Here is a 21299-nt window from a genome sequence, read left to right as displayed (position 1 = left end):
ACTATGCAGTTATCTCACCACAACACGCTAGACAACAGCTATGACCCATTAACAGCTAAAGCTATTGATTATGTCATTCTTATTAACAGGGCGTCACCGAGACGCTTACAGCACCATTTTCGGATAGGTTTTCACCGTGCTGAGCGTATTATTCATCAACTTGAGTATTTGGGTGTGATTATGCCCTTGAATCAATACGGTTATCGTGAGGTCCTAGGGTATCCGACTCACTACCACTCTTTCGATGCATCAGACTTTGCTGCGCCTATTGAGACAGCACAGACACCGTTATTCACTGATTCACCACTAGATACGCAATCCCTAGAATACCGTTGCTTGATTCAGGCTATCGTCTGGCAACGTATTGTAGTTTGGGTTGAAGAAATCGAGATTGAAGGTGGTACAGCCAATATATTGAAATCTGTCTCACCGTTTGAATACCTGATTGATACCCACAGTGATGACATTTATCAGGATACGCTCCGCAACAACGCCAGTTCTTACCGTTTCCTTGCCACACTTCGCCCTGAAACACCATTGGATGTGTTACGACAACATGGACGAATTAGCTATCAGCCCTGCTGGAAGCTACCTTGTATAGCACAAGAAGAATGGCAAGGTTTGTGGGTGCCGAATGAAGCAGGATGGGAAAGCCTAAGTGAAGAAAATATTCATCAGCCAAGAGGAATTGGTGAGTGGCCTGACTTACCCCATAAAAGCATGAAACCGTTGATGCATGGGCTACAAGAGGATGGGGGGGACTATTTGCGATACTTGATTTATTGGAAAAGCCAGGTTTAATAATTTTAGGCCTAATGTATTAATAATCATAATCTGCAAGGCATAAATCACCTTGTATAACCACATTAATATTTAGAGGAATAATATGAAATATTCATCACTAGTCATTGCCACTGTAACCATCTTCTTATCAACAGCACAGGCAGCAAATTCACCTTTCCAAAATCCCGCAGAATACAAAAGTAAACATGGAATACTAGAAATCACACCAAGTAAAAACGATGCTGCAAAGTTCGATTTCCAGATTAATGCCAATATTGATATGTATGTCTGTGAAGCTGAGGGTACTGCCTATATCACAGAAAGAGATTCATCTTCAAATACTTGGAATGCAACAGCGCTAGTCAGCACAGATAGTGACTATGGTGACCAATATTGCAAAATGGAATTTTCTAAAGATAAAACAGGAAAGATAGCAATCAAAACAAATTTTGGTTGCACTGCGCAATGTGGTGTAGGGGCTGAAGGTGCAATGGATGGCATATATAAAAAATAGCATCCTGATTTTACATCATTATTATTAATGAATTTTTTGAATCTAACATAATTAAGCCGATTATATATTATCTTTTCATTTATGTTAGTTTCTTACTCTCGATTCACATTCCACTAATTGAGACATCCCCCGTACCGTTATTTACTGAACTACCACTTGATACGCAATCCCTAGAGTACCGTTGTTTGATTCAGTCTATTGTCTGGCAACGTATCGTGGTTTGGGCTGAAGAAATCGAAATTGAAGGTGGTACAGCCAATATATTGAAATCTGTTTCTCCCTTTGAATACCTGACTGATACTGACAGCGATGACATTTATCAGGATACGCTCCGCAACAACGCCAGTTCTTACCGTTTCCTTGCCACGCTGCGCCCTGAAACCCCATTGGACGTGTTACGACAACATGGGCGCATTAGCTATCAACCCTGTTGGAAGCTACCTCGAATAGCACAAGAAGAATGGCAAGGTTTATGGGTTCCGAATGAGGATGGATGAGAAAGTCTAAGTTAGGAACACCAAGATAGATTGGTAAGTGGCCTGATTTACTCATCATATGGAATGTGGTGAACTACTAGAGTGCATTAAATAAGAAACTTCTCAGTCTTTCACCCTTGAAAAATCAACACTGAGTGCGGTGAGGGGTACAGAATCAATGAAAAAGCTCAAAAGCAAAAGTAACCATCACATTTTAAGCATACGGTATTATTATCGGGAAAAAGCTATCTGCAATACCAATGCCGACAAATCGCACCTTAGGTTACTGGTGCTATCGCTCAAAATTGGACTATTTCGTGTCATTGACTCCACTAATTTAGTTAGTTGAGAATTATTCTGAGTAAGGAAAAACCATACCACTATCGTATATTATGTCACATTTTCCTCAACTTTTTTAACTAACGACCTAGAGGCTCTACTAACTATTGACCTGATCCAACTCCATTTAGGTCTCTTAGGTAAGGACAACGTCTGTAAGTCCATAAAGGTTACTTTATTTTTACGCAAAACATCAAAAGATTTTGCATCATGGTTTGACCAATTTTCCGCTTTATCTTCATTAACTTCACCATTACTTTTTTTAGCTAAGTTGTGATACTTCTCCGGTTTCTTATATGGGTTGTCTATTTGTTTGTTGAAGTATAATTGATAGAGAAGAATCCAGTATTGATCGATTTCAAAAAGGGACTTACTCATTACTTCTCTAGCAAAATCAATCACTTTTGCTTCATGCTTTTGATACAAGGTTAACATTGTTATTGATAGGCAATCTCCAGTAACAATAATCTCTTTCGCCATAGCCTCTGGTAACTCGCTATTATAATATTTCTTAATGTAATAAAGGCACCAAACAATTCCGTCAGAACATTTATTTATCGTGCATTCTTTCAGTGCTGAAAGTAAAGATTGATAGTATTTATCACCTGCTTTACAACGAACCACTGGAAAAAGTTGTATGAGTAAAGGTAGTAATACTGGATAATGCATAGACAAATTTGCAGTATATTCTAGTAATACCTTTTTCCCAGACGGGCTTGCCTTATTAGCCAAGGACTTAATGGTGTATTTCAGTATGCTTCCACCACTATTTTTTCCCTGAAGATCAACAGAGTAATCAAGCATACGTGTACAGTAATGCTCACTGACTTTGATTCGCTGACTGAACCTCGAACCAAGATCAGAAACCCAATCAGCAGCAGACGCTTGTGGCAACTTTTTAATCTCAGTTTTCTTGATGTTTAATAAAAGACCAAATTTAGATAATTGCTCAGACAGCACTCTAATAAACTTTTCGGACTGCTCATAAGTAGAACAAAATGCAGTGTAATCATCGATAAAACGATAGAAATCAAATCCTTCTTCAGTGAGAGCCTTGTCAACTTCAAAAAGAATCAATTCACTTACTATATTTGATGTTCCTGGACCTATAGCAATCCCCATAGTTTCATTACGTTTAGTCATCCTTTGAAGAGTGTCTAGCTTATTCTCAGGCCCTGAATTTGTGTTTTGCTTCGCTTCATCAATACCTAGTAATGCCCATGGAATTGAATGGGTATAAAGGCTTGGGTAAAAATTTGAGATATCACTATGAACAATAAATTTTTTACCTCTAACTCCATCTTGATAACGTTTAGTTTTCTCTTTCGCACGCTCATAAGCCATTACGATAATTCGCCCATCTTTATGTTTGAATGGACGAATTACACTATTTTGATTATCTTCTATATGTCTAAATCTACTCCAATTATCGGAGATATGACTAACTAAATGTGCATATGCCAATGGATGAGGCACACTAAGTTGTCTATGCACATTATTGAATCTAGTAGCAAAATAGTTAAAGTGGTCGTATCCACCCTTTCGAAGATCTATTGCTGCTAATTCATCGCAAATACTAGAACTTAAAAGTTCAGAACTAAAAAGTTCTGGGAGTTCTTCATTTTTATCTTTCTGTAAAGGTAAGTAGTTGAACTTCAGCAAAGCTTCCTTTACATATTGTGAATCTAACACTAGATACTCCTAGTCAATTTTATGACATCACGCTTTACTAAGTTCACAACTAGCACCAAAAAACTCAAACAAAGCCAATGTATTCCATATTCCACAAACCTAATCCAATATGATGAAAGTTAGTTGCCACTCTGAAGTAGTATTATTATATTTTGTTTTCTTTGGTCTTCCTTGCCTCAACTACATCATCTAGGCGCTAGTGTACTAATGAAACCATTGAAAGTATATCCAAGGCATCAAGCTCTTCAATTTTCCAAGTTACTTTGGGGCTGTGTTGTCGTATTTCTATAATCGAACGGAATCATCACAGGTTTAACTGGCACCTCAAAGTCATTTAAAATGACTTAAAAAGAGGAGCCCATGAAAGGTAAGCAATATCCAGAAGAGTTTAAAATTGAAGCGGTAAAACAAATTGTTAATCGCAATCATTCTGTTTCCTACGTAGCAACATGTCTCGGTATCACCACTCATAATATTTACACCTAGATAAAATCAAACAGACCAGACTCCTACACCAGTAAAGTCCTATCAGATGCTTAGCCTGAGATCCGATGACTCCAGAAAGAGCAGCGGGTTATGGGCGAACAGGACATATTAAAAAAGCAACTGCATACTTCGCGACTTACCCATGCAATATCGAGTGACGAAAGATATTCTCCTGAATGCGTTTCTGATGGCCGAGTGCCGACGTAATCCCCAAAATAGGTATAGGTTCATTCTGTTCAAAATAGCCAGTACACAAGTCATGAATAGTGGTCGTTCATGAAATCACATGGGCTAAAGGGTTGCATGAGCCGTCATAGTAACTGTCATGACAACACTGTAGCAAAAAGCTTTTTCCTGTTGCTGAAGAGTGAACAGATAAAGAAAAAAATCTACGAAACGAGAGAAGAAGCCTAACGCGATATTTTTGATTACATCGAAATGTTTTATAACCGCAAACGTCGACATAGTTCGAGCGAACAGATGCCCCCCACTAAATACGAAAAACAATATTATCAATAACTTAGAAGTATCTAGATTATCTGTAGCAACTTATCGTAAATTTTTGGCATCACAAACAAAAACCTTAAATAAATATATTAAGTAAGGAAACGCTTTTCTAGTTTTCGCTGAGCCCAGCTACAATATCCTTAATCCAACTAATATTGGCGAAGTAACTACTTTCTTCTCCAGATTAATTAAACTATTAATATAATGATTCATTAGGAGTTAGCATGATAGATTTCATTAGGAGTTAGCATGATAGATTTCATTAAAAATTCAGAATTTTCAATCCAAAAAGAAACGCCCAAACAGAGAGTAACAGACGATATTTTTATTGAAATAATAAATGAAGAACTGCGTCTAAATGGAAAAGATGAAATAGACTCCTTGGAATACCCAAAAGCTAAAGCCAAAAGAATGCTGACAAACGAAAGGTATAAAGAATATTACAAGAAAGATCCAAATGCAATTTATCAACTTATTCACTCAATTATATGGATGGATACACTTACCCAAGAGTGGGGTTTAAAAAAAAGATGGCAAGATTTATTTGAAAACAATCCCAATAACAAAGGAATATCACTATTTGATTTTACAGAAAATAGTAACGGTCAATATTTAATTAAAATGTATTCAGAGTTGTTAGATGGAATAATAAGAACAAAAAGTATTGCACTAATTTATGAAACCATATGTATGGAAATGTACAGAACTATACCAAGAGCATTATTTGATTTTAACGATATAAATATCCCTTTTGATATTTGGATCCCAAATGTTCAAAGCTTAATTCAACGTATTTTTTTAGATGTAAAAAAACAATATTACACAGAGATGAGTTTTTATACACCTGTAATTAAAGACATCGCTCATCAATTACTAATGAATGAGGCAATAAATCATGTTAAAAAAATTATTGAAGGTCATTCCATTCATAACGTTGATCTCAATTTCGAGTTTCATCCTTATGAGAATGAATATATTCTCTTTCATACAAATGAATATATTCATAACGATAAGTTACTAAATAGCGCTTTGAATTCATATAATATTGACATACCTAAAACAGAACTCAATATTCTTGCTAATTTAGTATTTTCAATATGGTATGTTGATAGAGGCTCGAAATTAGAATCAATCGAGAAATATAATACCGATCCAAAAAAAATCTATATTATTTATTGTTTACTCGTAGGTAGTAAGAAAAATAAAACCAAATATAAATCTAATCATTCCGGAAGAGGTACTCGACCTTTTAATCTATATAATGGACTTTTAAAATTATCTAAAAAAATAGATATGGATAATCCTATTGAGAGTTTAAGGGAAAATTTAACTAATACAGATCAAAGCCTTATTAAATTCGTTAGTAATATGTTGTCAGGGTTATCAAATGGTTATGAAAAACCAAGAGATGAAGTATTAAAAAAAATGAAAATATACTTAAACTCAAGAGAATTCAAATGGAAAACATTGATTAGTATATATGAAGATTTAATTACTATGCCTTCAATAAAAGCAGAGAAAATATTAATTAGGTCCATTCAAGATTCATTTGAAATATGCAAGCTTAAGTATAATGTTGATTTAAAAGGAATATTATCGTCATTCTTACAAAATGATTGAGAATAATTATAGTATCATGTGCTATCTTAGATACTTCCAATATGTTTTTTTATAGATATATCCGCAACGCCTTAAAATTCCATATCCATTCCAGTCAGGCATTTACCTGACTGGTTGTTGTCGAATACTTTTTCAGTAATTCTTGTGTAAGCTGAATCGGACTGAAATTTGAGATGAACATAATGTTGTCTGATAACACACTTAGCTTTCCTAGCAGTACCCAATTCTTCAATTTATCAGATATTTTCGGTATATAGTTACCCTAAAACTACGGTCTATTGTATTTCCATACAGCATAAAAGTTGCTGGTAACCAATGAGTGAGCATCTAAAATAAATTAGTATGAAAAAAATTATAGCCTAACATGCCCCAAAAGACCCCATATGATCCGCCCATTTCTGCAACCACACCTTGCATTCGCTCTCATAACTGTACAAATCATACGTTCCTTCGATACCACTACGTGAATGCCCAAGTATCGCCTCGCCCACTTCATTAGGGCAGCCTAATTTAGCCAACCCAGTACGCACTGTTCGACGTAAATCATGGGGCGACCAAGCAGGAATATCTAGCATTTTGCCTTCTTTGCGTAAACGCCACGCACATTCAGTTAGATATTTTTGTTGGATAGGTAGTTTTGTTACTTGAGATGGGAAAAGGTATTTATCTGAGTTCATGCGCATTGATTTCAAGTAGGTGACTGCTTGCTCAGGTAATTGCACGTATCGTTCAATTCCTGTCTTAGTTTCTTTCAAATGAATAGTGCCTTTTTCAAGATCCACATCATCCCATGCCATTGCACACACTTCACCGGTTCGGCAGCCTGTCCAAAGCGTCAGACGGAAAACATTTTTCACAACATTAGTGTAAGCAGAACTAGGTAACCATGCTAAAAACTTCTTGAGTTCATTATCATCTAGATAACGAGTACCTTTATTACTGGTTAGTTTAAATTTAGCTTGCTGCAAGCTCGATTTCGCCAATAATGCAGGGTTTGCAAAATTATCATCAAAATAATCTAAACCTATCGCAAATTCGTATGCTGCTGACAGTTCACGTAATACATTACCCGCTTGAACCTTAGCGCCTCGAGCTTCTATTTCACGAACCAGTTTAATGACATCTTTTCGAGTAACTTCATGTGCCATTCGTTCACCTAAGACGCGAATAACATCCGCTTCAAGCATACGACGGACTTCTATTTGCCCTTTCTTCTTTCTTGCTCCTGCAATGATTTTACCGTCTTTTCCCTTGCGATCTTCGATACGTTCAACAAGGTACAGCTCGATAAGCGCCTTTACAGTTAGCTTTGTTTCTTGAGGCTGTAGTTGTTTCTGCTTTTTATGCTGTTTTTCTTCTTTTAGCTCTGTAGCGGGACATCGTCCTAATTGACGTAGCTGTTTCAATTCTTGCAGCTTAACTCTCGCTTCACTCAACGATATTTGAGGAAAATTACCGATTTTTATCTGTACAAGTTTATGTGTAACTGGGCTACTATATCGATAAATAAATGTCTTAATACCAGTCGCACCACAAAATACTCGTAAACCTGTATTTTCCCCTGTATCAGTCCTAACATTACAGTTAGGCTTCATCGCCTCAATGGCTTTCGCTGATAAGGGCTTCGCTGGTGTTTTTTGGCTCATAGGTATTACCTTGTTTAGCGCTGACTATAAGATAATTAACGATTTTTCGTAAAAAGTGTAGGTTGTTAGTTTTGTTATGCTCATTATACCATACCACCACCAGCAACCTACACTTTAACCTACACTTTTATATGAGATTCTGTGATATTTCATAAGACATCATGTTATTACATGAGACAACAAAGAAACACAGAATCAAGCAAATTCAATAAGTTAAGATAGATAACCTTATGACAGACAACCAGAATCTCGACTCCCACACACCAATGATGCAGCAGTATTTAAAACTAAAAGCACAACATCCAGACATACTGCTGTTTTACCGTATGGGCGATTTTTACGAACTCTTCTTTGATGATGCTAAAAAAGCCTCGCAATTATTAGATATATCCCTCACTAAACGAGGGCAATCTGCCGGTCAACCCATTCCAATGGCCGGTGTGCCACACCATGCAGCAGAAGGTTACCTTGCTAAACTCGTACAAATGGGTGAGTCTGTGGCGATTTGTGAACAAATTGGTGATCCTGCCACCAGCAAAGGCCCTGTTGAGCGCCAAGTCGTGCGCATTGTCACGCCGGGTACCATCACCGATGAAGCGTTATTAAACGAGCGCCAAGACAACTTACTTGCGGCTGTCTGGCAAGACACTCAAGGCTATGGCTTTGCCACATTAGACATCACATCGGGTCGCTTTATTATCAGTGAAATTGCCGATGAAGAAGCCCTCCAAGCTGAATTACAACGCACTCGCCCTGCTGAGCTCCTGTACCCGGAAGATTTTGCCAGCATGCATTTGATTGAGCACAATAAAGGCTTACGTCGTCGTCCGTTGTGGGAATATGAACTGGATACGGCTAAACAGCAACTCGGCTTGCAATTTGGCACCAAAGATTTAGTGGGTTTTGGTGTGGAAAATGCCCATAAAGCTCTGCGGGCGGCGGGCTGTTTACTACAATACGTCAAAGATACGCAACGGACTGCGCTGCCGCATATTCGCAGTATTGTGATGGAAAAACAACATGATAATGTCATTTTGGATGCCGCGACTCGGCGGAATTTAGAAATTACCCAAAACCTCGCGGGTGGCACAGAAAATACGCTCGCGTCTATTTTAGATATGTGCGTCACGCCGATGGGAAGCCGTATGTTAAAACGCTGGTTACATACCCCACTGCGTAATATTCAGATCTTAAATAACCGCCAGCAAGCCATTAGTGCCTTACAGGAACAAGGGGTTGAATTACAACCATTTCTACGCCAAGTTGGTGACTTAGAACGAGTTCTTGCTCGTCTTGCTCTGCGCTCTGCGCGCCCACGTGATTTAACCCGTATGCGCCATGCATTCCAGCAATATAGTGATATCCATCAAATCCTTAATCAATCCAGCAGCCCTTATTTAAAAGAACTGCAAAGCCGAATTGGCCAATTTGATGAGTTACAAAGCTTATTGGAAACCGCGATTATTGATGCTCCTCCCGTATTAGTGCGTGATGGGGGCGTAATTGCACCAGGTTACAACATTGAACTGGACGAGTGGAGAGCTCTGGCGGATGGCGCAACAGATTACCTCGACAGGTTAGAAATCCGTGAACGTGAAAAACTGGGTATTGATACCCTAAAAGTGGGCTATAACGCAGTTCATGGCTATTATATCCAAGTTAGTCGTGGTCAAAGCCATCTAACGCCCATCCATTATGTGCGCCGCCAAACACTGAAAAATGCTGAGCGCTACATTATTCCTGAGCTCAAAGAGTACGAAGACAAGGTTCTGACATCTAAAAGTAAAGCACTGGCCATCGAAAAAGCCTTGTATGACGAACTGTTTGATCGCCTTCTTCCGCATCTTGCTGCGTTGCAAACCAGTGCAGAAGCGTTATCTGAACTTGATGTCTTAACCAATCTTGCTGAGCGTGCAGAAACATTAGGCTACAGCTGCCCACAACTTACTGAAAAAGCAGGTATTCAAATTACTGAAGGCCGTCACCCTGTCGTGGAGCAAGTGCTCAGTGAGCCGTTTATCTCCAATCCCCTATCACTGTCGCCACAGCGTCGTTTGCTAATTATTACTGGGCCAAATATGGGCGGTAAAAGTACCTATATGCGTCAAACTGCGTTGATCACACTGCTCGCCTATATTGGTAGCTTTGTACCTGCCAGTAAAGCGGTTATTGGCCCGATTGACCGTATCTTTACCCGTGTGGGGGCATCGGATGATCTTGCTTCTGGTCGTTCAACATTCATGGTCGAAATGACGGAAACGGCAAACATTCTGCATAATGCCACAGAGCACAGTTTAGTGTTGATGGATGAAATCGGTCGCGGCACCTCGACCTATGATGGGCTTTCCCTTGCATGGGCATGTGCTGAGAATTTAGTGAATAAAATCAAAGCAATGACATTGTTTGCAACCCATTACTTTGAACTAACAACCTTACCTGAAAAGCTTGAGGGGGCAGTGAATATCCATCTCGATGCCATCGAACATGGTGATACTATTGCCTTTATGCACAATGTTCAAGAAGGTGCAGCCAGTAAAAGTTATGGTCTGGCTGTTGCCTCGTTAGCTGGTGTACCTAAAGATGTCATTAAGCGGGCAAAACAAAAACTAAAAGAGCTGGAAATTATCTCGAACAATGCCAATGCCAGCCATGTTGATAGTGCGCAACTGAGCTTCTTAACCGCTGAAGAGGTGGAACCTTCCCCCGTATTAACCGCACTTGATAGTATTGACCCAGACAAATTGACACCTCGCCAAGCCCTTGATTGGATTTATCGTTTAAAGGACATGGATAACTAATATGGATGAATATGCAGCGCTACTGGCGCCAATTCGGCAATTTTTACAGTGTGAAACCCCAGATAAATGGGTGCAGAAAGCCAGCCAGCCTGAAAATTTGCCGATTATCCTCAAAGATCATTTATTGTGTGAGTTAAAAGCCGCGCAAAGTGCCCTATTTTTAATCCGCAAATACGCCGTAGATAAAGATAGTGCAGCCACATTACTTGAATGGTTTAAACCCTACGAAGCCTTTGCTTATGATAGGGTCGGTGATGTTCACACCTTAAAAAATAAAAACCAAATCTCTAAGCAGATATTGGCACGTAAGCAATCACCTTACAGCCAAGATTTAATTGATAAGATGGTACTGCTGATCAAAGAGGAGCTACACCACTTTTATCAGGTGCTGGAGATTATGCATCAGCGCAATATCCCTTATGATGGGATTACTGCTGGGCGCTATGCTAAAAGCTTGTTTAGCCATATTCACCCACATGATCCAAAAACCTTAGTGGATAAACTGATTATTGGGGCTTATATTGAAGCGCGCTCTTGTGAGCGATTTGCTAAATTAGCACCTTATTTAGATGAACAACTGGCGAAATTTTATATTTCATTATTACGTTCAGAAGCTCGTCATTACCAAGACTATCTGCATTTAGCCCAGTTAATTAGTAAACAAGATATTACTGAACGCGTTAATTACTTTGGAATTATTGAAGCTGAACTAATTTCAACACCTGATGATGACTTTAAATTTCACAGCGGTGTGCCGATTAATTAATGCCATTTCTGCCGGATAAAAAAATCCCTATAAACTTTCGCCTATAGGGATTTTGGTTTATCACGTTAACACGTTACATATTGAATAGTGACTCTAAAGTCAGATCTTCACCATGTAAAATATCTTTTAATCGCCTTAAACCTTCCACTTGGATCTGACGAACTCGTTCACGAGTGAGCCCAATTTCGCGCCCAACCTCTTCCAGAGTTTCCGCTTCATAACCTAAAAGCCCAAAACGTCGTGCTAAAACCTCCCTTTGTTTTGGGTTCAATTCATACAACCACTTAACGATATTTTCTTTTAAGTCGTTGTCTTGAATTGTATTTTCTGGACCTGAATCGTTATCATCAGACAATACCTCAAGCAAAGATTTCTCTGAGTCCCCTGCAATTGGCGTGTCGACGGATGTTATACGTTCATTTAAACGCAACATACGACTGACATCTTCGACAGGTTTATCTAACTGCTCAGCGATCTCTTCAGGGCTTGGCTCATGGTCCAACTTTTGGGCTAATTCACGTGCAGTACGGAGGTAGATATTGAGTTCTTTTACGATATGAATTGGAAGGCGGATGGTTCGGGTTTGATTCATAATGGCACGTTCAATCGTTTGACGGATCCACCACGTGGCATACGTTGAAAAACGAAACCCTTTCTCTGGGTCGAATTTTTCAACCGCACGGATCAACCCAAGATTGCCCTCTTCGATCAAATCGAGTAAAGCAAGACCTCGGTTATTATAACGGCGAGATATTTTCACAACTAAACGGAGGTTACTTTCTATCATACGCTGGCGTGAGGCAACATCACCTCGCAGTGCACGCCTAGCATAGAAAATTTCCTCTTCAGCGGTGAGGAGTGGTGAGAATCCAATTTCACTTAGATAAATTTGGGTGGCATCCAGAACACGTTGGTTCGTGTTCTGGAGTAAATCCATTTCATCTTCCTGTTCAGAAACCAGATCTTCTTCTTTAAACTGACTCTCATCAAAAGCGTCATCTAAATTGCTTTCATCAAGGTCATTATATAACTCGTTAACTTTCAGCGTACTTTGGCTCATCAGTGACTCCTACCCTAGATAATGCGGACAGAATGTCAGAGCACTCTGCCCAGTTTATCGTTGCGGTAAATAACGCAACGGGTTTACTGATTTTCCCTTGTAACGAATTTCAAAGTGTAGTCTAACTGAACTTGTACCAGTACTACCCATCGTAGCTATTTTTTGACCTTCAGTAACATCCTGTTGATCGCGCACAAGCAACGTATCGTTGTGTGCATAAGCACTCAAGTAGTCATCGTTATGTTTTATAATTATTAGATTTCCATATCCGCGCAGGGCATTACCTGCGTAAACGACTTTTCCTGGCGCAGAAGCAAGCACTGATTGACCTCGGGAACCCGCGATATCCACCCCTTTGTTCCCACCTTGTGCATCAGAGAAACCTTCAATGATTTTCCCTTCAGCTGGCCAACGCCACTTAATTGACGAATTATTTGTGCCACTTGCTGCTGTAGAAGCAGTTGGGGCGGTAACCGTATTCGTTGTTGTCGTAGAAACTTGCGTTGCAGGTTTTCTATTATTCGGCAACATCTTACCGGAAGTTTGACCACCACTATTTGCAGGATACTCATTAGTTGTTCGAAGATCAACCGGTTGCTGATGACTATTTGATGAATTCGACGCCAATTGCGTGTTCGAGTTCACATTTGTGTTACCAATATTAATAACCTGACCAACATTTAGGCTGTAGGGCTCCGGAATATTATTTCTCGACGCTAACTCACGGAAATCATTGCCAGTTATATAGGCGATATAAAATAACGTGTCACCACGCTGAACCGTGTAGCTATTTCCGCTATAACTGCCTTTTGGAATACTGCCATAATCACGGTTATAAACAATACGTCCATCTGCGCCCGTATTTACGGGTGTTGATGGGCGGTTTATTGGCTGATTATTGGTATTGCTGGATAGATTTGGACGTGATGACGGCATTGCCGTACTCATCCCTGTATGACTTGGCGCAGTAGATGTTGTCCGTTGAGCCACTGGCTGACGTGATTGGCTATCATTCACACTCGAAATAGGTGCTGCTGGATGATAAGGCGTAGAACAGCCAGCCAATAGCGCTCCGCTAAATGAAAAGATGACTGCCCATCGAATTCTGCTTATAGGGCTAACAATTTTCATGCTTCTTCTCCCGTGAAGAAAAATCTGACGCGACAATTCAGTTTTATGTCAGTAATAGAGTTACCATAAAATATTTCACTTATTAAAGCAGAAATACAAAATAGTGAACAAGTTAAATATATCAAAAAGATAACAATTTGAGATTATGACTTAATAGTTTAAGCCCATAATTCAATTTTAGATGGGTAAAATATCATATTTGGAATAGTTTTACTGCTATTTGAGGAAGCAAAACTTCTGCAATGGCATTTTATTTAACCTGATGATAAAAAATCACCCCATTTAATATAATGCCGAAATACCATTGCAAATAGATTAAAGTAATTCCCCCGCAATAAGCGGCACAAAACGCACTTTTTCAATGACGTTTGCGTGGTAATCATTGCCACGTCGAGTGATTAACTTCAGAGATTGTTCTTTATCACCTACGGGTAATACCAGACGCCCGCCATCTTTCAATTGGCCTAACAGCATGGTCGGGATTTCTGTTGGGGCAGCAGTGACAATAATGGCATCGAATGGACCTTTGGATTGCCAACCTTCCCAACCGTCACCGTGGCGTGTGGATACATTATGCAGATCAAGCTGTTTCAGCCGGCGTTTAGCTGTCCATTGCAAGCTTTTAACCCGTTCAACCGAAAATACATGATGGGCAAGATGCGCTAATACCGCTGTTTGATACCCCGATCCTGTACCGATTTCCAATACACTATCATTCGCTGTTAACGACAGTAACGCCGTCATTTTAGCGACAATATACGGCTGTGAGATAGTTTGCCCGTGACCGATTGGTAACGGGATATTATCATAGGCTTTGTGTGAGAGCGCTTCATCCACAAACCGTTCACGAGGAACCTGTGAAATTGCATCCAATAGGCGCTCATCGTGAATTCCCTGTTGGCGCAACTGTGCCAAGAGTTCTTTCATGAGCCCTGTTTTCATTTTAATGTCACTCCTGATTTTTCCAACCACTCTTCAAGTAACGTATGTGCTTTATACGCAGTTAAGTCGACTTGTAATGGTGTGATGGAAACATAACCATTTTGCACGGCTTCAAAATCCGTTCCCGGCCCTGCGTCACGGATCTCTCCAACGGGTCCTAACCAGTAAAGCATATTCCCTTTGGGATCTTCAAGATTATACACTTCTGATGCCGCATGACGACTACCACAGCGCGTCACTTTGATCCCTTTAAGTTCTGCATAAGGGATATCTGGCACATTAATATTCAAGATATTCCCTGCTCGTAATGGGTTCTTTTGTAGCATCACAAGAATGTCGCAAGTTACTTTCGCTGCGGTTTCATAATGCACTTCACCATCTAACGAAACCGCAATCGAAGGAAGCCCTAAATGACGACCTTCTGTTGCTGCCGCCACTGTGCCTGAATAAATAACATCATCCCCTAAATTAGGGCCGCAGTTAATCCCCGACACCACAATATCAGGACGTGGGCGAACCACTTTATTGACGCCAATGTACACACAATCTGTTGGTGTCCCTTCTTGAACGGAAAGGTCGCCATTACTTAACGTTTGAATTTTTAGCGGTCTGTCTAATGTGAGCGCATTAGACGCGCCACTTCGATTACGATCGGGCGCAATCACTTGAACATGATAATATTGGCGTAGTGCTGCTGCAAGCGTTTGAATTCCCGGTGCATTTACGCCATCGTCATTACTCAATAAAATATTTAGCATCGACATTATCCTGCTCATTTTGATTAATAATTTCACGCACAACGCTGGTCGCAAAACTGCCTGAATTCAAGAAGAACGTCAGTTTTACCGTCGTATTATCCAACCATTGCCAGGCAAAATTTTGTGGCTTAGTGATAATTGCTCGTCGAACAGACGCAACGCGTTCACGTTGTATCAAAGGCATAAATTCCTGATATTCAGCTAAACATGCCACTTCAAAAGCCAGCGCATCATCTTGAGATCCTAACTCACCATCTCCCGGTAAAGGTGCCGTCACACTTAGCTCAGATGATAACAAACGGCTTTGCAATGATGGGATTTCTTCTTGTGTTGCAACAAACCAACTGCCTCTCCCCGTTAATTGCAGGGCATCCCCTAACAATACCTGCTGCATAGTTCCTTGGGCAATTCGCTCGCTAGCCACATGATTAAACATAGCGCTACGCGCTGCTGACAAATAAAAACTGCGTTTGTTACGTTCGCGAACTTGAATTTCTTGCTTAGCCCAGCGCAAAGCTTGGGTTAAGTTTTGCCCATCTCGCCCAAAACGCTGTTCACCAAAGTAATTTGGCACTCCAGAAGCCGCGACTTTTTGTAAACGTTGTTCAACGTCACTGACATCTGAAATATCACGCAAGATAATTTCAAATTGATTTCCTTTCAGGGAACCAATACGTAATTTACGCTTTTGTCGCGTCACCGCAAGTACCCGGCAACCGTCCAATTGCCACGCTGAAAAATCTGGCGTCTCTTTGCCCGGCATTTGCAAACAAAACCACTGTTCTGTTACAGCATGTCTATCTTTCAAACCTGCATAACTCACGGCTCTGGCTGAAATTTTCGCAAATTTGGCAAGTTGCTCTGCAACAAACAGCGTATTGCATCCTGTTTTTTCCACACGCACCATCACGTGCTCACCTTCGCCGTCTAGCTCAAAGCCGAGGTCTTCTTTAACGATAAAATCTTCAGGCGTACTTTTTAAGGTTCCTGTCGAAAGGGGCTTACCATGCAGGTACTGAACATTCATTGCTTTCATTACTATTATCTTTCATTAAAAGGACGACGGCGGCACACGCGATGCCTTCTTTACGACCAACAAAGCCTAATTGTTCTGTCGTTGTCGCTTTCGCATTCACATCATCCATATGGCATTCTAAATCTTCCGCGATATTTACGCGCATTTGCGGGATATGTGGCAGCATTTTTGGTGCTTGCGCCATAATGGTAATATCGATATTACCAATACGATAACCTTTAGCGCGCACTTGGCAAAAAGCCTCTCTTAATAAGACTCGGCTATCTGCGCCTTTATACGCAGGATCAGTATCAGGAAATAATTTACCGATATCGCCGAGCGCTGCGGCCCCTAAAATAGCATCCGTTAACGCATGCAGAACAACATCGCCATCAGAATGAGCCAGTAAGCCTTGCTCATAGGGAATACGCACGCCACCAATTACGATAGGGCCTTCGCCTCCAAATTTGTGTACGTCAAAACCGTGTCCGATTCTCATTGTTTTTCCTTAGTTATTCATTCTTGAAAGATAAAATTCCGCCAGCGCGAGATCTTCAGGCTGTGTCACTTTTAAGTTATCTGCTCGACCTGCCACAAGAACAGGTTGATAACCGCAATACTCAAGTGCCGAAGCTTCATCGGTGATCACGGCGTTTTCTTTCAAGGCTTTACTTAGACAATTCCGTAAGAGTTCCAACGGAAAAAATTGAGGAGTCAGTGCATGCCATAGTGCCTCGCGTTCGACTGTGTGATCAATGAGCACAGAGGTTTTTAGACTACGTTTCATCGTATCACGCACTGGAGCTGCAAGAATGCCACCACAACAATCTTGTTCCGTCGCTAACTGAATAATGTTGTTTAGATCTTGTTGGTGAAGACAAGGTCGAGCCGCATCATGCACCAATACCCAGCAATCATGGTAATCGGATTGAGAGGCAAGGTAGTCAAGCCCTGCTAAAACGGAATCCGCACGCTCTTTTCCCCCCGTGACCACCGTCACCCGGGGATCTTTCGCTATATCCAATTTCTGAAAATAGTCATCGTTGGCGCTCAGTGCGATAACAACCGTACGCACCCTGTTATTCGCTAACAATGCGTCGATGGTATGTTCGATAATGGTTTTGCCCGCAACCTGCAAATACTGCTTAGGGCAATCGGCATTCATGCGACTACCAATTCCTGCCGCAGGGATCAGCGCAATAATTTGTGGGGCAACACTTGGATTTGTCATTATTTGATTCTTACATCAGAAATTATCAGGCAAACGGGCTCATTATGTTAGGGGCATTTTATTGAGCAGATTTCTGGTTACTGCTTTCTTTTACCATACGATAAAAAGACTCACCCGGTTTAATCATACCGAGTTCACTACGCGCACGCTCTTCTATGGCATCTTGACCATCATTTAGATCATTAATTTCTGCAAATAGTTGCTCATTACGCATTTTCAAGCGCGAGTTAATAATTTCCTGTGCGGCAACATCGTCTTTCACTTGAACATAATCGTGTATGCCATTCTTGCCTAACCATAAGGAATACTGCAACCATGCTAATATCGCGATTAATAGTAGCGTTAATTTACCCATCTTGCCCCCTGAAATGATTTGCTAATCATCCCATAACTCAGCGAATCGCGCTACTGTGAGAAAAAATTATATTAAAAAGTCAGAATCAGTCTGATCTAACCACCTTAACTATCACCTTATTTTACCACTAAAGATAAAAATCAGTTACTTAAGATACCCGTTAATTTAAGGTGACAGTTAGGTGGCATTAATAGTCGACTTTAATGATATTATGACGCAGTAATAGCGCAATAATTTGGGAGAGAGAATCTGAGATGGGTTGTTGACCATCAAGCCTTAACTCAGGACTTAATGGCGTTTCATAAGGGGAGTCAATTCCCGTAAATTGTTTAATTTTACCTTCCCGTGCTTGTTGGTATAAGCCTTTTGGGTCGCGCTGCTCACAAATACCTATCGGTGTATCAACGTATAATTCAAAAAATTGGTTTGGCTCAAATAATTCGCGTACACTTTGCCTATCAGATCGGAAAGGCGAAATAAACGCCGTTGCTACGATTAAGCCAGCATCGACCATCAATTTGGCGACTTCCCCAACCCGCCGAATGTTTTCTTGCCTATCTGCCTCACTAAATCCGAGGTCACGACATAACCCATGACGGATATTATCGCCATCCAATAAATAGGTTTTGACCCCCATCGAAGCCAGTTGATATTCAATAGCCCCCGCCAGCGTAGACTTACCCGAGCCTGATAGCCCAGTAAACCACAGTACTGCCCCTTTATGACCATTATGACTTTCACGCAAAGGGCGAGTCACCGCGTGCTGATGCCACACAATATTGTTATCTTGCGTCATTCTATTTTCCACCGAGTACGTCCCGAGCCCCCCAATGGGGAAAATGTCGGCGGATCAACTGGTTAAGCTCGATTTCAAACTCACTAAATTCCCCTGTCGATTCAAAAACCGGCTCTTGTGCTTCTCGCACCAGCCCTGCCCCTACAGTCACATTCGTCAGTCGATCAATAAGGATCATTCCCCCTGTGTCTGTATTGCGCTGGTAGTTTTCCAACAACAATGGTTCATCAAATGAAAATTCCACTAAACCAATACCATTTAAGGGTAATTCCGTGGCAACTTTTTGCGTCAGATTATTCACATCTACCTGATATTGAATGTTTTCAACTTTCCCTCGGCTGCGCTTTCCAGCAATTTTGATGTCTAGCTGCTGCCCTTGAACAAGGGGTTGTTCTGCCATCCACACCACATCAATCAGCGCGTGCTGTGTGGTTTGCAAGTTTTCGTCTTCTGCGACAATTAAATCGCCACGGCTAACATCGATTTCATTATCCAACACTAACGTGATAGCTTCACCCGATATAGCAAAGTCCTGTAAACCTGAAAACGTCACTATCTCTTTGATTTTTGCTGTTGCCCCTGATGGCAGCACTTTCACCGCTTGCCCCACTCGAACTATCCCTGACGATAAAGTGCCGCTATAGCCACGAAAATCTAAATTAGGTCGATTCACATATTGCACAGGGAAACGGAGTGCTTGCTCAGAAGCTTTCTGCTCAACCTGCACATTTTCTAAAATAGACAATAAGGTTTCCCCTTGATACCAAGGTAAATGCTCACTCGGATTGACGATATTGTCACCATCAAGGGCTGAAATCGGGACAAACCAAACATTCAATTCAACAGGCAATTCAGTGGCAAATTGTTGGTAATCCTGCTTAATTTTATCGAATACGGCTTCACTGTATTCCACGAGATCCATTTTATTTACCGCAACAATTAAATGGCGGATCCCTAATAGGGTACTAATAAAACTGTGACGGCGGGTTTGTTCTTGTACCCCTTTTCGAGCATCGATCAACAAAATAGAAAGTGAGCAAGTTGATGCACCTGTCGCCATATTGCGGGTATATTGCTCATGTCCTGGCGTATCCGCAATGATAAACTTACGTTTTTCCGTCGAAAAATAGCGATACGCCACATCGATAGTGATCCCCTGCTCGCGCTCAGCGGCAAGACCATCCACCAGCAAGGCAAGGTCGAGTTTTTCCCCTTGGGTTCCCATTCGCTTACTATCACTTTGCAGCGTTGTGAGCTGATCTTGGTAAATTTGACGAGTATCGTGCAATAAACGACCGATTAATGTACTTTTTCCATCATCCACATTTCCACAGGTTAAAAAGCGTAAAAGTCCCTTTTGTTGCTGGGCAAGTAAGTAAGCTTCCACGCCGCCTTGTCGCTCAATTTGCTGAGCAATAGATTCGTTATAAACGACTTGTGTCATAATTTGCTCCTTATCTTGTCTTGCGAATTAAAAATAACCTTGGCGCTTCTTTAGCTCCATGGACGCGGACTGATCACTATCAATCAATCGTCCTTGTCGCTCACTGGTGGTCGAAATCAACATTTCTTCAATGATTTCAGGTAGCGTTTGCGCTTGGGATCTAACCGCTCCTGTTAGCGGCCAGCAGCCTAATGTTCGAAAACGCACTTGTTGCTGACTGATCACTTCACCAACTTTTAGGTCAATACGATCGTCATCCACCATTAATAAAGTGCCATCCCGTTCGATAACAGGCCGTTCCTTCGCAAAATACAGTGGAACAATATCGATATTTTCCAAGTAGATATATTGCCAAATATCCAGTTCAGTCCAGTTTGAAAGTGGGAACACACGGATGCTTTCCCCTTTATTGATCTGACCATTGTAGTTGTGCCAAAGTTCAGGGCGCTGATTTTTCGGATCCCAACGATGAGAACGATCTCTAAATGAGTAGATCCGCTCTTTTGCGCGAGATTTTTCTTCGTCACGCCGTGCGCCACCAAAGGCCGCATCAAAACCGTATTTATCGAGCGCTTGTTTCAGACCTTCGGTTTTCATAATGTCTGTGTGCTTTGCGCTGCCATGTACAAACGGATTAATCCCTAATCTTTCCCCTTCAGGATTACGGTAAATCAATAATTCAAAGCCATATTTTTGCGCAGTCGCATCACGAAACTGATACATTTCACGAAATTTCCACCCGGTATCCACATGTAATAATGGGAATGGCAATTTTCCTGGATAAAAGGCCTTACGCGCTAAATGCAGCATCACAGAGGAGTCTTTACCGATGGAATACAACATCACAGGATTAGCGAATTCAGCAGCCACCTCACGAATGATATGGATACTTTCAGCCTCTAATTGCTGTAAGTGAGTCAATTTTTTCTCGTTCACGATA

General features: G+C 40.9%; 19 protein-coding genes and 1 pseudogene. 7 read left to right on the top strand and 13 right to left on the bottom strand.

Going from position 1 to position 21299, the window contains the following annotated elements; translation table 11 throughout:
* Window positions 1–3 precede the first annotated feature (3 nt).
* From AB6N04_RS01410 to AB6N04_RS01400, 3 genes are all read left to right on the top strand, one after another.
* On the top strand, window positions 4–801 hold the full coding sequence (locus AB6N04_RS01410) for a DNA translocase FtsK (protein ID WP_210813329.1): 798 nt from the start codon (window positions 4–6) through the stop codon (window positions 799–801).
* Between the two features lie 85 nt (window positions 802–886).
* Complete coding sequence (locus AB6N04_RS01405) at window positions 887–1297, top strand: hypothetical protein (protein WP_196722446.1); 411 nt, start codon at window positions 887–889, stop codon at window positions 1295–1297.
* A 185-nt stretch (window positions 1298–1482) separates the two neighbouring features.
* On the top strand, window positions 1483–1794 hold the full coding sequence (locus AB6N04_RS01400; protein ID WP_247603625.1) for a hypothetical protein: 312 nt from the start codon (window positions 1483–1485) through the stop codon (window positions 1792–1794).
* 369 nt (window positions 1795–2163) lie between these two features.
* Here AB6N04_RS01400 and drt4 read toward each other — a convergent pair whose 3' ends face one another.
* Window positions 2164–3804 (bottom strand): antiviral reverse transcriptase Drt4, encoded by a 1641-nt coding sequence (gene drt4 / locus AB6N04_RS01395; RefSeq protein ID WP_196722447.1) that lies wholly within the window; start codon window positions 3802–3804, stop codon window positions 2164–2166.
* 360 nt (window positions 3805–4164) lie between these two features.
* Between drt4 and AB6N04_RS01390 the strand changes: the two are divergent.
* Both AB6N04_RS01390 and AB6N04_RS01385 read left to right on the top strand, forming a co-directional pair.
* Window positions 4165–4809, top strand: a pseudogene (locus AB6N04_RS01390) (IS3 family transposase).
* A gap of 237 nt (window positions 4810–5046) precedes the next feature.
* The gene (locus tag AB6N04_RS01385; protein ID WP_196722448.1) at window positions 5047–6417 is read left to right on the top strand and encodes a hypothetical protein; all 1371 of its coding nucleotides are present in this window, start codon (window positions 5047–5049) and stop codon (window positions 6415–6417) included.
* Between the two features lie 359 nt (window positions 6418–6776).
* Here the strand turns inward: AB6N04_RS01385 and AB6N04_RS01380 are convergent, their stop codons facing one another.
* On the bottom strand, window positions 6777–8063 hold the full coding sequence (locus AB6N04_RS01380; protein ID WP_210813328.1) for a site-specific integrase: 1287 nt from the start codon (window positions 8061–8063) through the stop codon (window positions 6777–6779).
* Between the two features lie 230 nt (window positions 8064–8293).
* On the opposite strand from AB6N04_RS01380, the gene mutS reads away from it, so the two are divergent.
* Together mutS and miaE are read left to right on the top strand one after the other, a co-directional pair.
* The gene (gene mutS / locus AB6N04_RS01375) at window positions 8294–10861 is read left to right on the top strand and encodes a DNA mismatch repair protein MutS (protein ID WP_369310161.1); all 2568 of its coding nucleotides are present in this window, start codon (window positions 8294–8296) and stop codon (window positions 10859–10861) included.
* Window position 10862: 1 nt separating this feature from the next.
* Window positions 10863–11627 carry a tRNA isopentenyl-2-thiomethyl-A-37 hydroxylase MiaE gene (gene miaE, locus AB6N04_RS01370; protein ID WP_369310160.1) on the top strand — a complete coding sequence of 255 codons (765 nt, stop codon included), beginning with the start codon at window positions 10863–10865 and terminating at the stop codon, window positions 11625–11627.
* Between the two features lie 73 nt (window positions 11628–11700).
* On the opposite strand, the gene rpoS is transcribed toward miaE, so the two are convergent.
* From rpoS to cysD, 11 genes are all read right to left on the bottom strand, one after another.
* Window positions 11701–12687 (bottom strand): RNA polymerase sigma factor RpoS, encoded by a 987-nt coding sequence (gene rpoS / locus AB6N04_RS01365; RefSeq protein ID WP_369310159.1) that lies wholly within the window; start codon window positions 12685–12687, stop codon window positions 11701–11703.
* A gap of 54 nt (window positions 12688–12741) precedes the next feature.
* The gene (gene nlpD / locus AB6N04_RS01360) at window positions 12742–13818 is read right to left on the bottom strand and encodes a murein hydrolase activator NlpD (RefSeq protein ID WP_369310158.1); all 1077 of its coding nucleotides are present in this window, start codon (window positions 13816–13818) and stop codon (window positions 12742–12744) included.
* 315 nt (window positions 13819–14133) lie between these two features.
* Complete coding sequence (locus AB6N04_RS01355) at window positions 14134–14760, bottom strand: protein-L-isoaspartate(D-aspartate) O-methyltransferase (RefSeq protein WP_369310157.1); 627 nt, start codon at window positions 14758–14760, stop codon at window positions 14134–14136.
* On the bottom strand, window positions 14757–15518 hold the full coding sequence (gene surE, locus AB6N04_RS01350) for a 5'/3'-nucleotidase SurE (RefSeq protein WP_369310156.1): 762 nt from the start codon (window positions 15516–15518) through the stop codon (window positions 14757–14759). The genes AB6N04_RS01355 and surE overlap by 4 nt, the downstream gene beginning before the upstream one ends.
* Window positions 15496–16554, bottom strand: a complete 1059-nt coding sequence (gene truD / locus AB6N04_RS01345) for a tRNA pseudouridine(13) synthase TruD (protein WP_369310155.1) — start codon at window positions 16552–16554, stop codon at window positions 15496–15498. Before truD ends, surE begins: the two co-directional genes overlap by 23 nt.
* Window positions 16520–17032 (bottom strand): 2-C-methyl-D-erythritol 2,4-cyclodiphosphate synthase, encoded by a 513-nt coding sequence (gene ispF, locus AB6N04_RS01340; protein WP_369310154.1) that lies wholly within the window; start codon window positions 17030–17032, stop codon window positions 16520–16522. Before ispF ends, truD begins: the two co-directional genes overlap by 35 nt.
* 9 nt (window positions 17033–17041) lie before the next feature.
* Window positions 17042–17764: a 2-C-methyl-D-erythritol 4-phosphate cytidylyltransferase gene (gene ispD / locus AB6N04_RS01335; protein WP_369310153.1), complete on the bottom strand. Its 723-nt coding sequence runs from the start codon at window positions 17762–17764 to the stop codon at window positions 17042–17044.
* A 58-nt stretch (window positions 17765–17822) separates the two neighbouring features.
* Window positions 17823–18119: a cell division protein FtsB gene (gene ftsB, locus AB6N04_RS01330; protein ID WP_369310152.1), complete on the bottom strand. Its 297-nt coding sequence runs from the start codon at window positions 18117–18119 to the stop codon at window positions 17823–17825.
* A 187-nt stretch (window positions 18120–18306) separates the two neighbouring features.
* On the bottom strand, window positions 18307–18915 hold the full coding sequence (gene cysC / locus AB6N04_RS01325; RefSeq protein WP_369310151.1) for an adenylyl-sulfate kinase: 609 nt from the start codon (window positions 18913–18915) through the stop codon (window positions 18307–18309).
* A 1-nt stretch (window position 18916) separates the two neighbouring features.
* A complete protein-coding gene (cysN, locus tag AB6N04_RS01320) occupies window positions 18917–20359 on the bottom strand; it encodes a sulfate adenylyltransferase subunit CysN (RefSeq protein ID WP_369310150.1) in 1443 nt (480 codons plus the stop codon).
* 27 nt (window positions 20360–20386) lie between these two features.
* On the bottom strand, window positions 20387–21295 hold the full coding sequence (cysD, locus tag AB6N04_RS01315; protein ID WP_369310149.1) for a sulfate adenylyltransferase subunit CysD: 909 nt from the start codon (window positions 21293–21295) through the stop codon (window positions 20387–20389).
* Between the last annotated feature and the right edge of the window lie 4 nt (window positions 21296–21299).

Origin of the sequence: Providencia rettgeri (assembly GCF_041075285.1) — a bacterium.
In the GTDB taxonomy this organism is placed as follows: Bacteria; Pseudomonadota; Gammaproteobacteria; order Enterobacterales; family Enterobacteriaceae; genus Providencia; species Providencia rettgeri_G.
The sequence above is the reverse complement of the archived record's forward strand: the minus strand, read 5'-3'. Positions and strand labels throughout refer to the sequence as shown.

Coding starts and splice junctions, on each gene's coding strand:
- AB6N04_RS01385 (WP_196722448.1), top strand. CDS start 5,047: ATGATAGATTTCATTAAAAATTCAGAATTTTCAATCCAAAAAGAAACG.
- AB6N04_RS01405 (WP_196722446.1), top strand. CDS start 887: ATGAAATATTCATCACTAGTCATTGCCACTGTAACCATCTTCTTATCA.
- mutS (WP_369310161.1), top strand. CDS start 8,294: ATGACAGACAACCAGAATCTCGACTCCCACACACCAATGATGCAGCAG.
- surE (WP_369310156.1), bottom strand. CDS start 15,518: ATGCTAAATATTTTATTGAGTAATGACGATGGCGTAAATGCACCGGGA.
- rpoS (WP_369310159.1), bottom strand. CDS start 12,687: ATGAGCCAAAGTACGCTGAAAGTTAACGAGTTATATAATGACCTTGAT.
- AB6N04_RS01410 (WP_210813329.1), top strand. CDS start 4: ATGCAGTTATCTCACCACAACACGCTAGACAACAGCTATGACCCATTA.
- cysC (WP_369310151.1), bottom strand. CDS start 18,915: ATGACGCAAGATAACAATATTGTGTGGCATCAGCACGCGGTGACTCGC.
- ispF (WP_369310154.1), bottom strand. CDS start 17,032: ATGAGAATCGGACACGGTTTTGACGTACACAAATTTGGAGGCGAAGGC.
- cysN (WP_369310150.1), bottom strand. CDS start 20,359: ATGACACAAGTCGTTTATAACGAATCTATTGCTCAGCAAATTGAGCGA.
- miaE (WP_369310160.1), top strand. CDS start 10,863: ATGGATGAATATGCAGCGCTACTGGCGCCAATTCGGCAATTTTTACAG.
- nlpD (WP_369310158.1), bottom strand. CDS start 13,818: ATGAAAATTGTTAGCCCTATAAGCAGAATTCGATGGGCAGTCATCTTT.
- ftsB (WP_369310152.1), bottom strand. CDS start 18,119: ATGGGTAAATTAACGCTACTATTAATCGCGATATTAGCATGGTTGCAG.
- AB6N04_RS01380 (WP_210813328.1), bottom strand. CDS start 8,063: ATGAGCCAAAAAACACCAGCGAAGCCCTTATCAGCGAAAGCCATTGAG.
- truD (WP_369310155.1), bottom strand. CDS start 16,554: ATGAAAGCAATGAATGTTCAGTACCTGCATGGTAAGCCCCTTTCGACA.
- AB6N04_RS01355 (WP_369310157.1), bottom strand. CDS start 14,760: ATGAAAACAGGGCTCATGAAAGAACTCTTGGCACAGTTGCGCCAACAG.
- ispD (WP_369310153.1), bottom strand. CDS start 17,764: ATGACAAATCCAAGTGTTGCCCCACAAATTATTGCGCTGATCCCTGCG.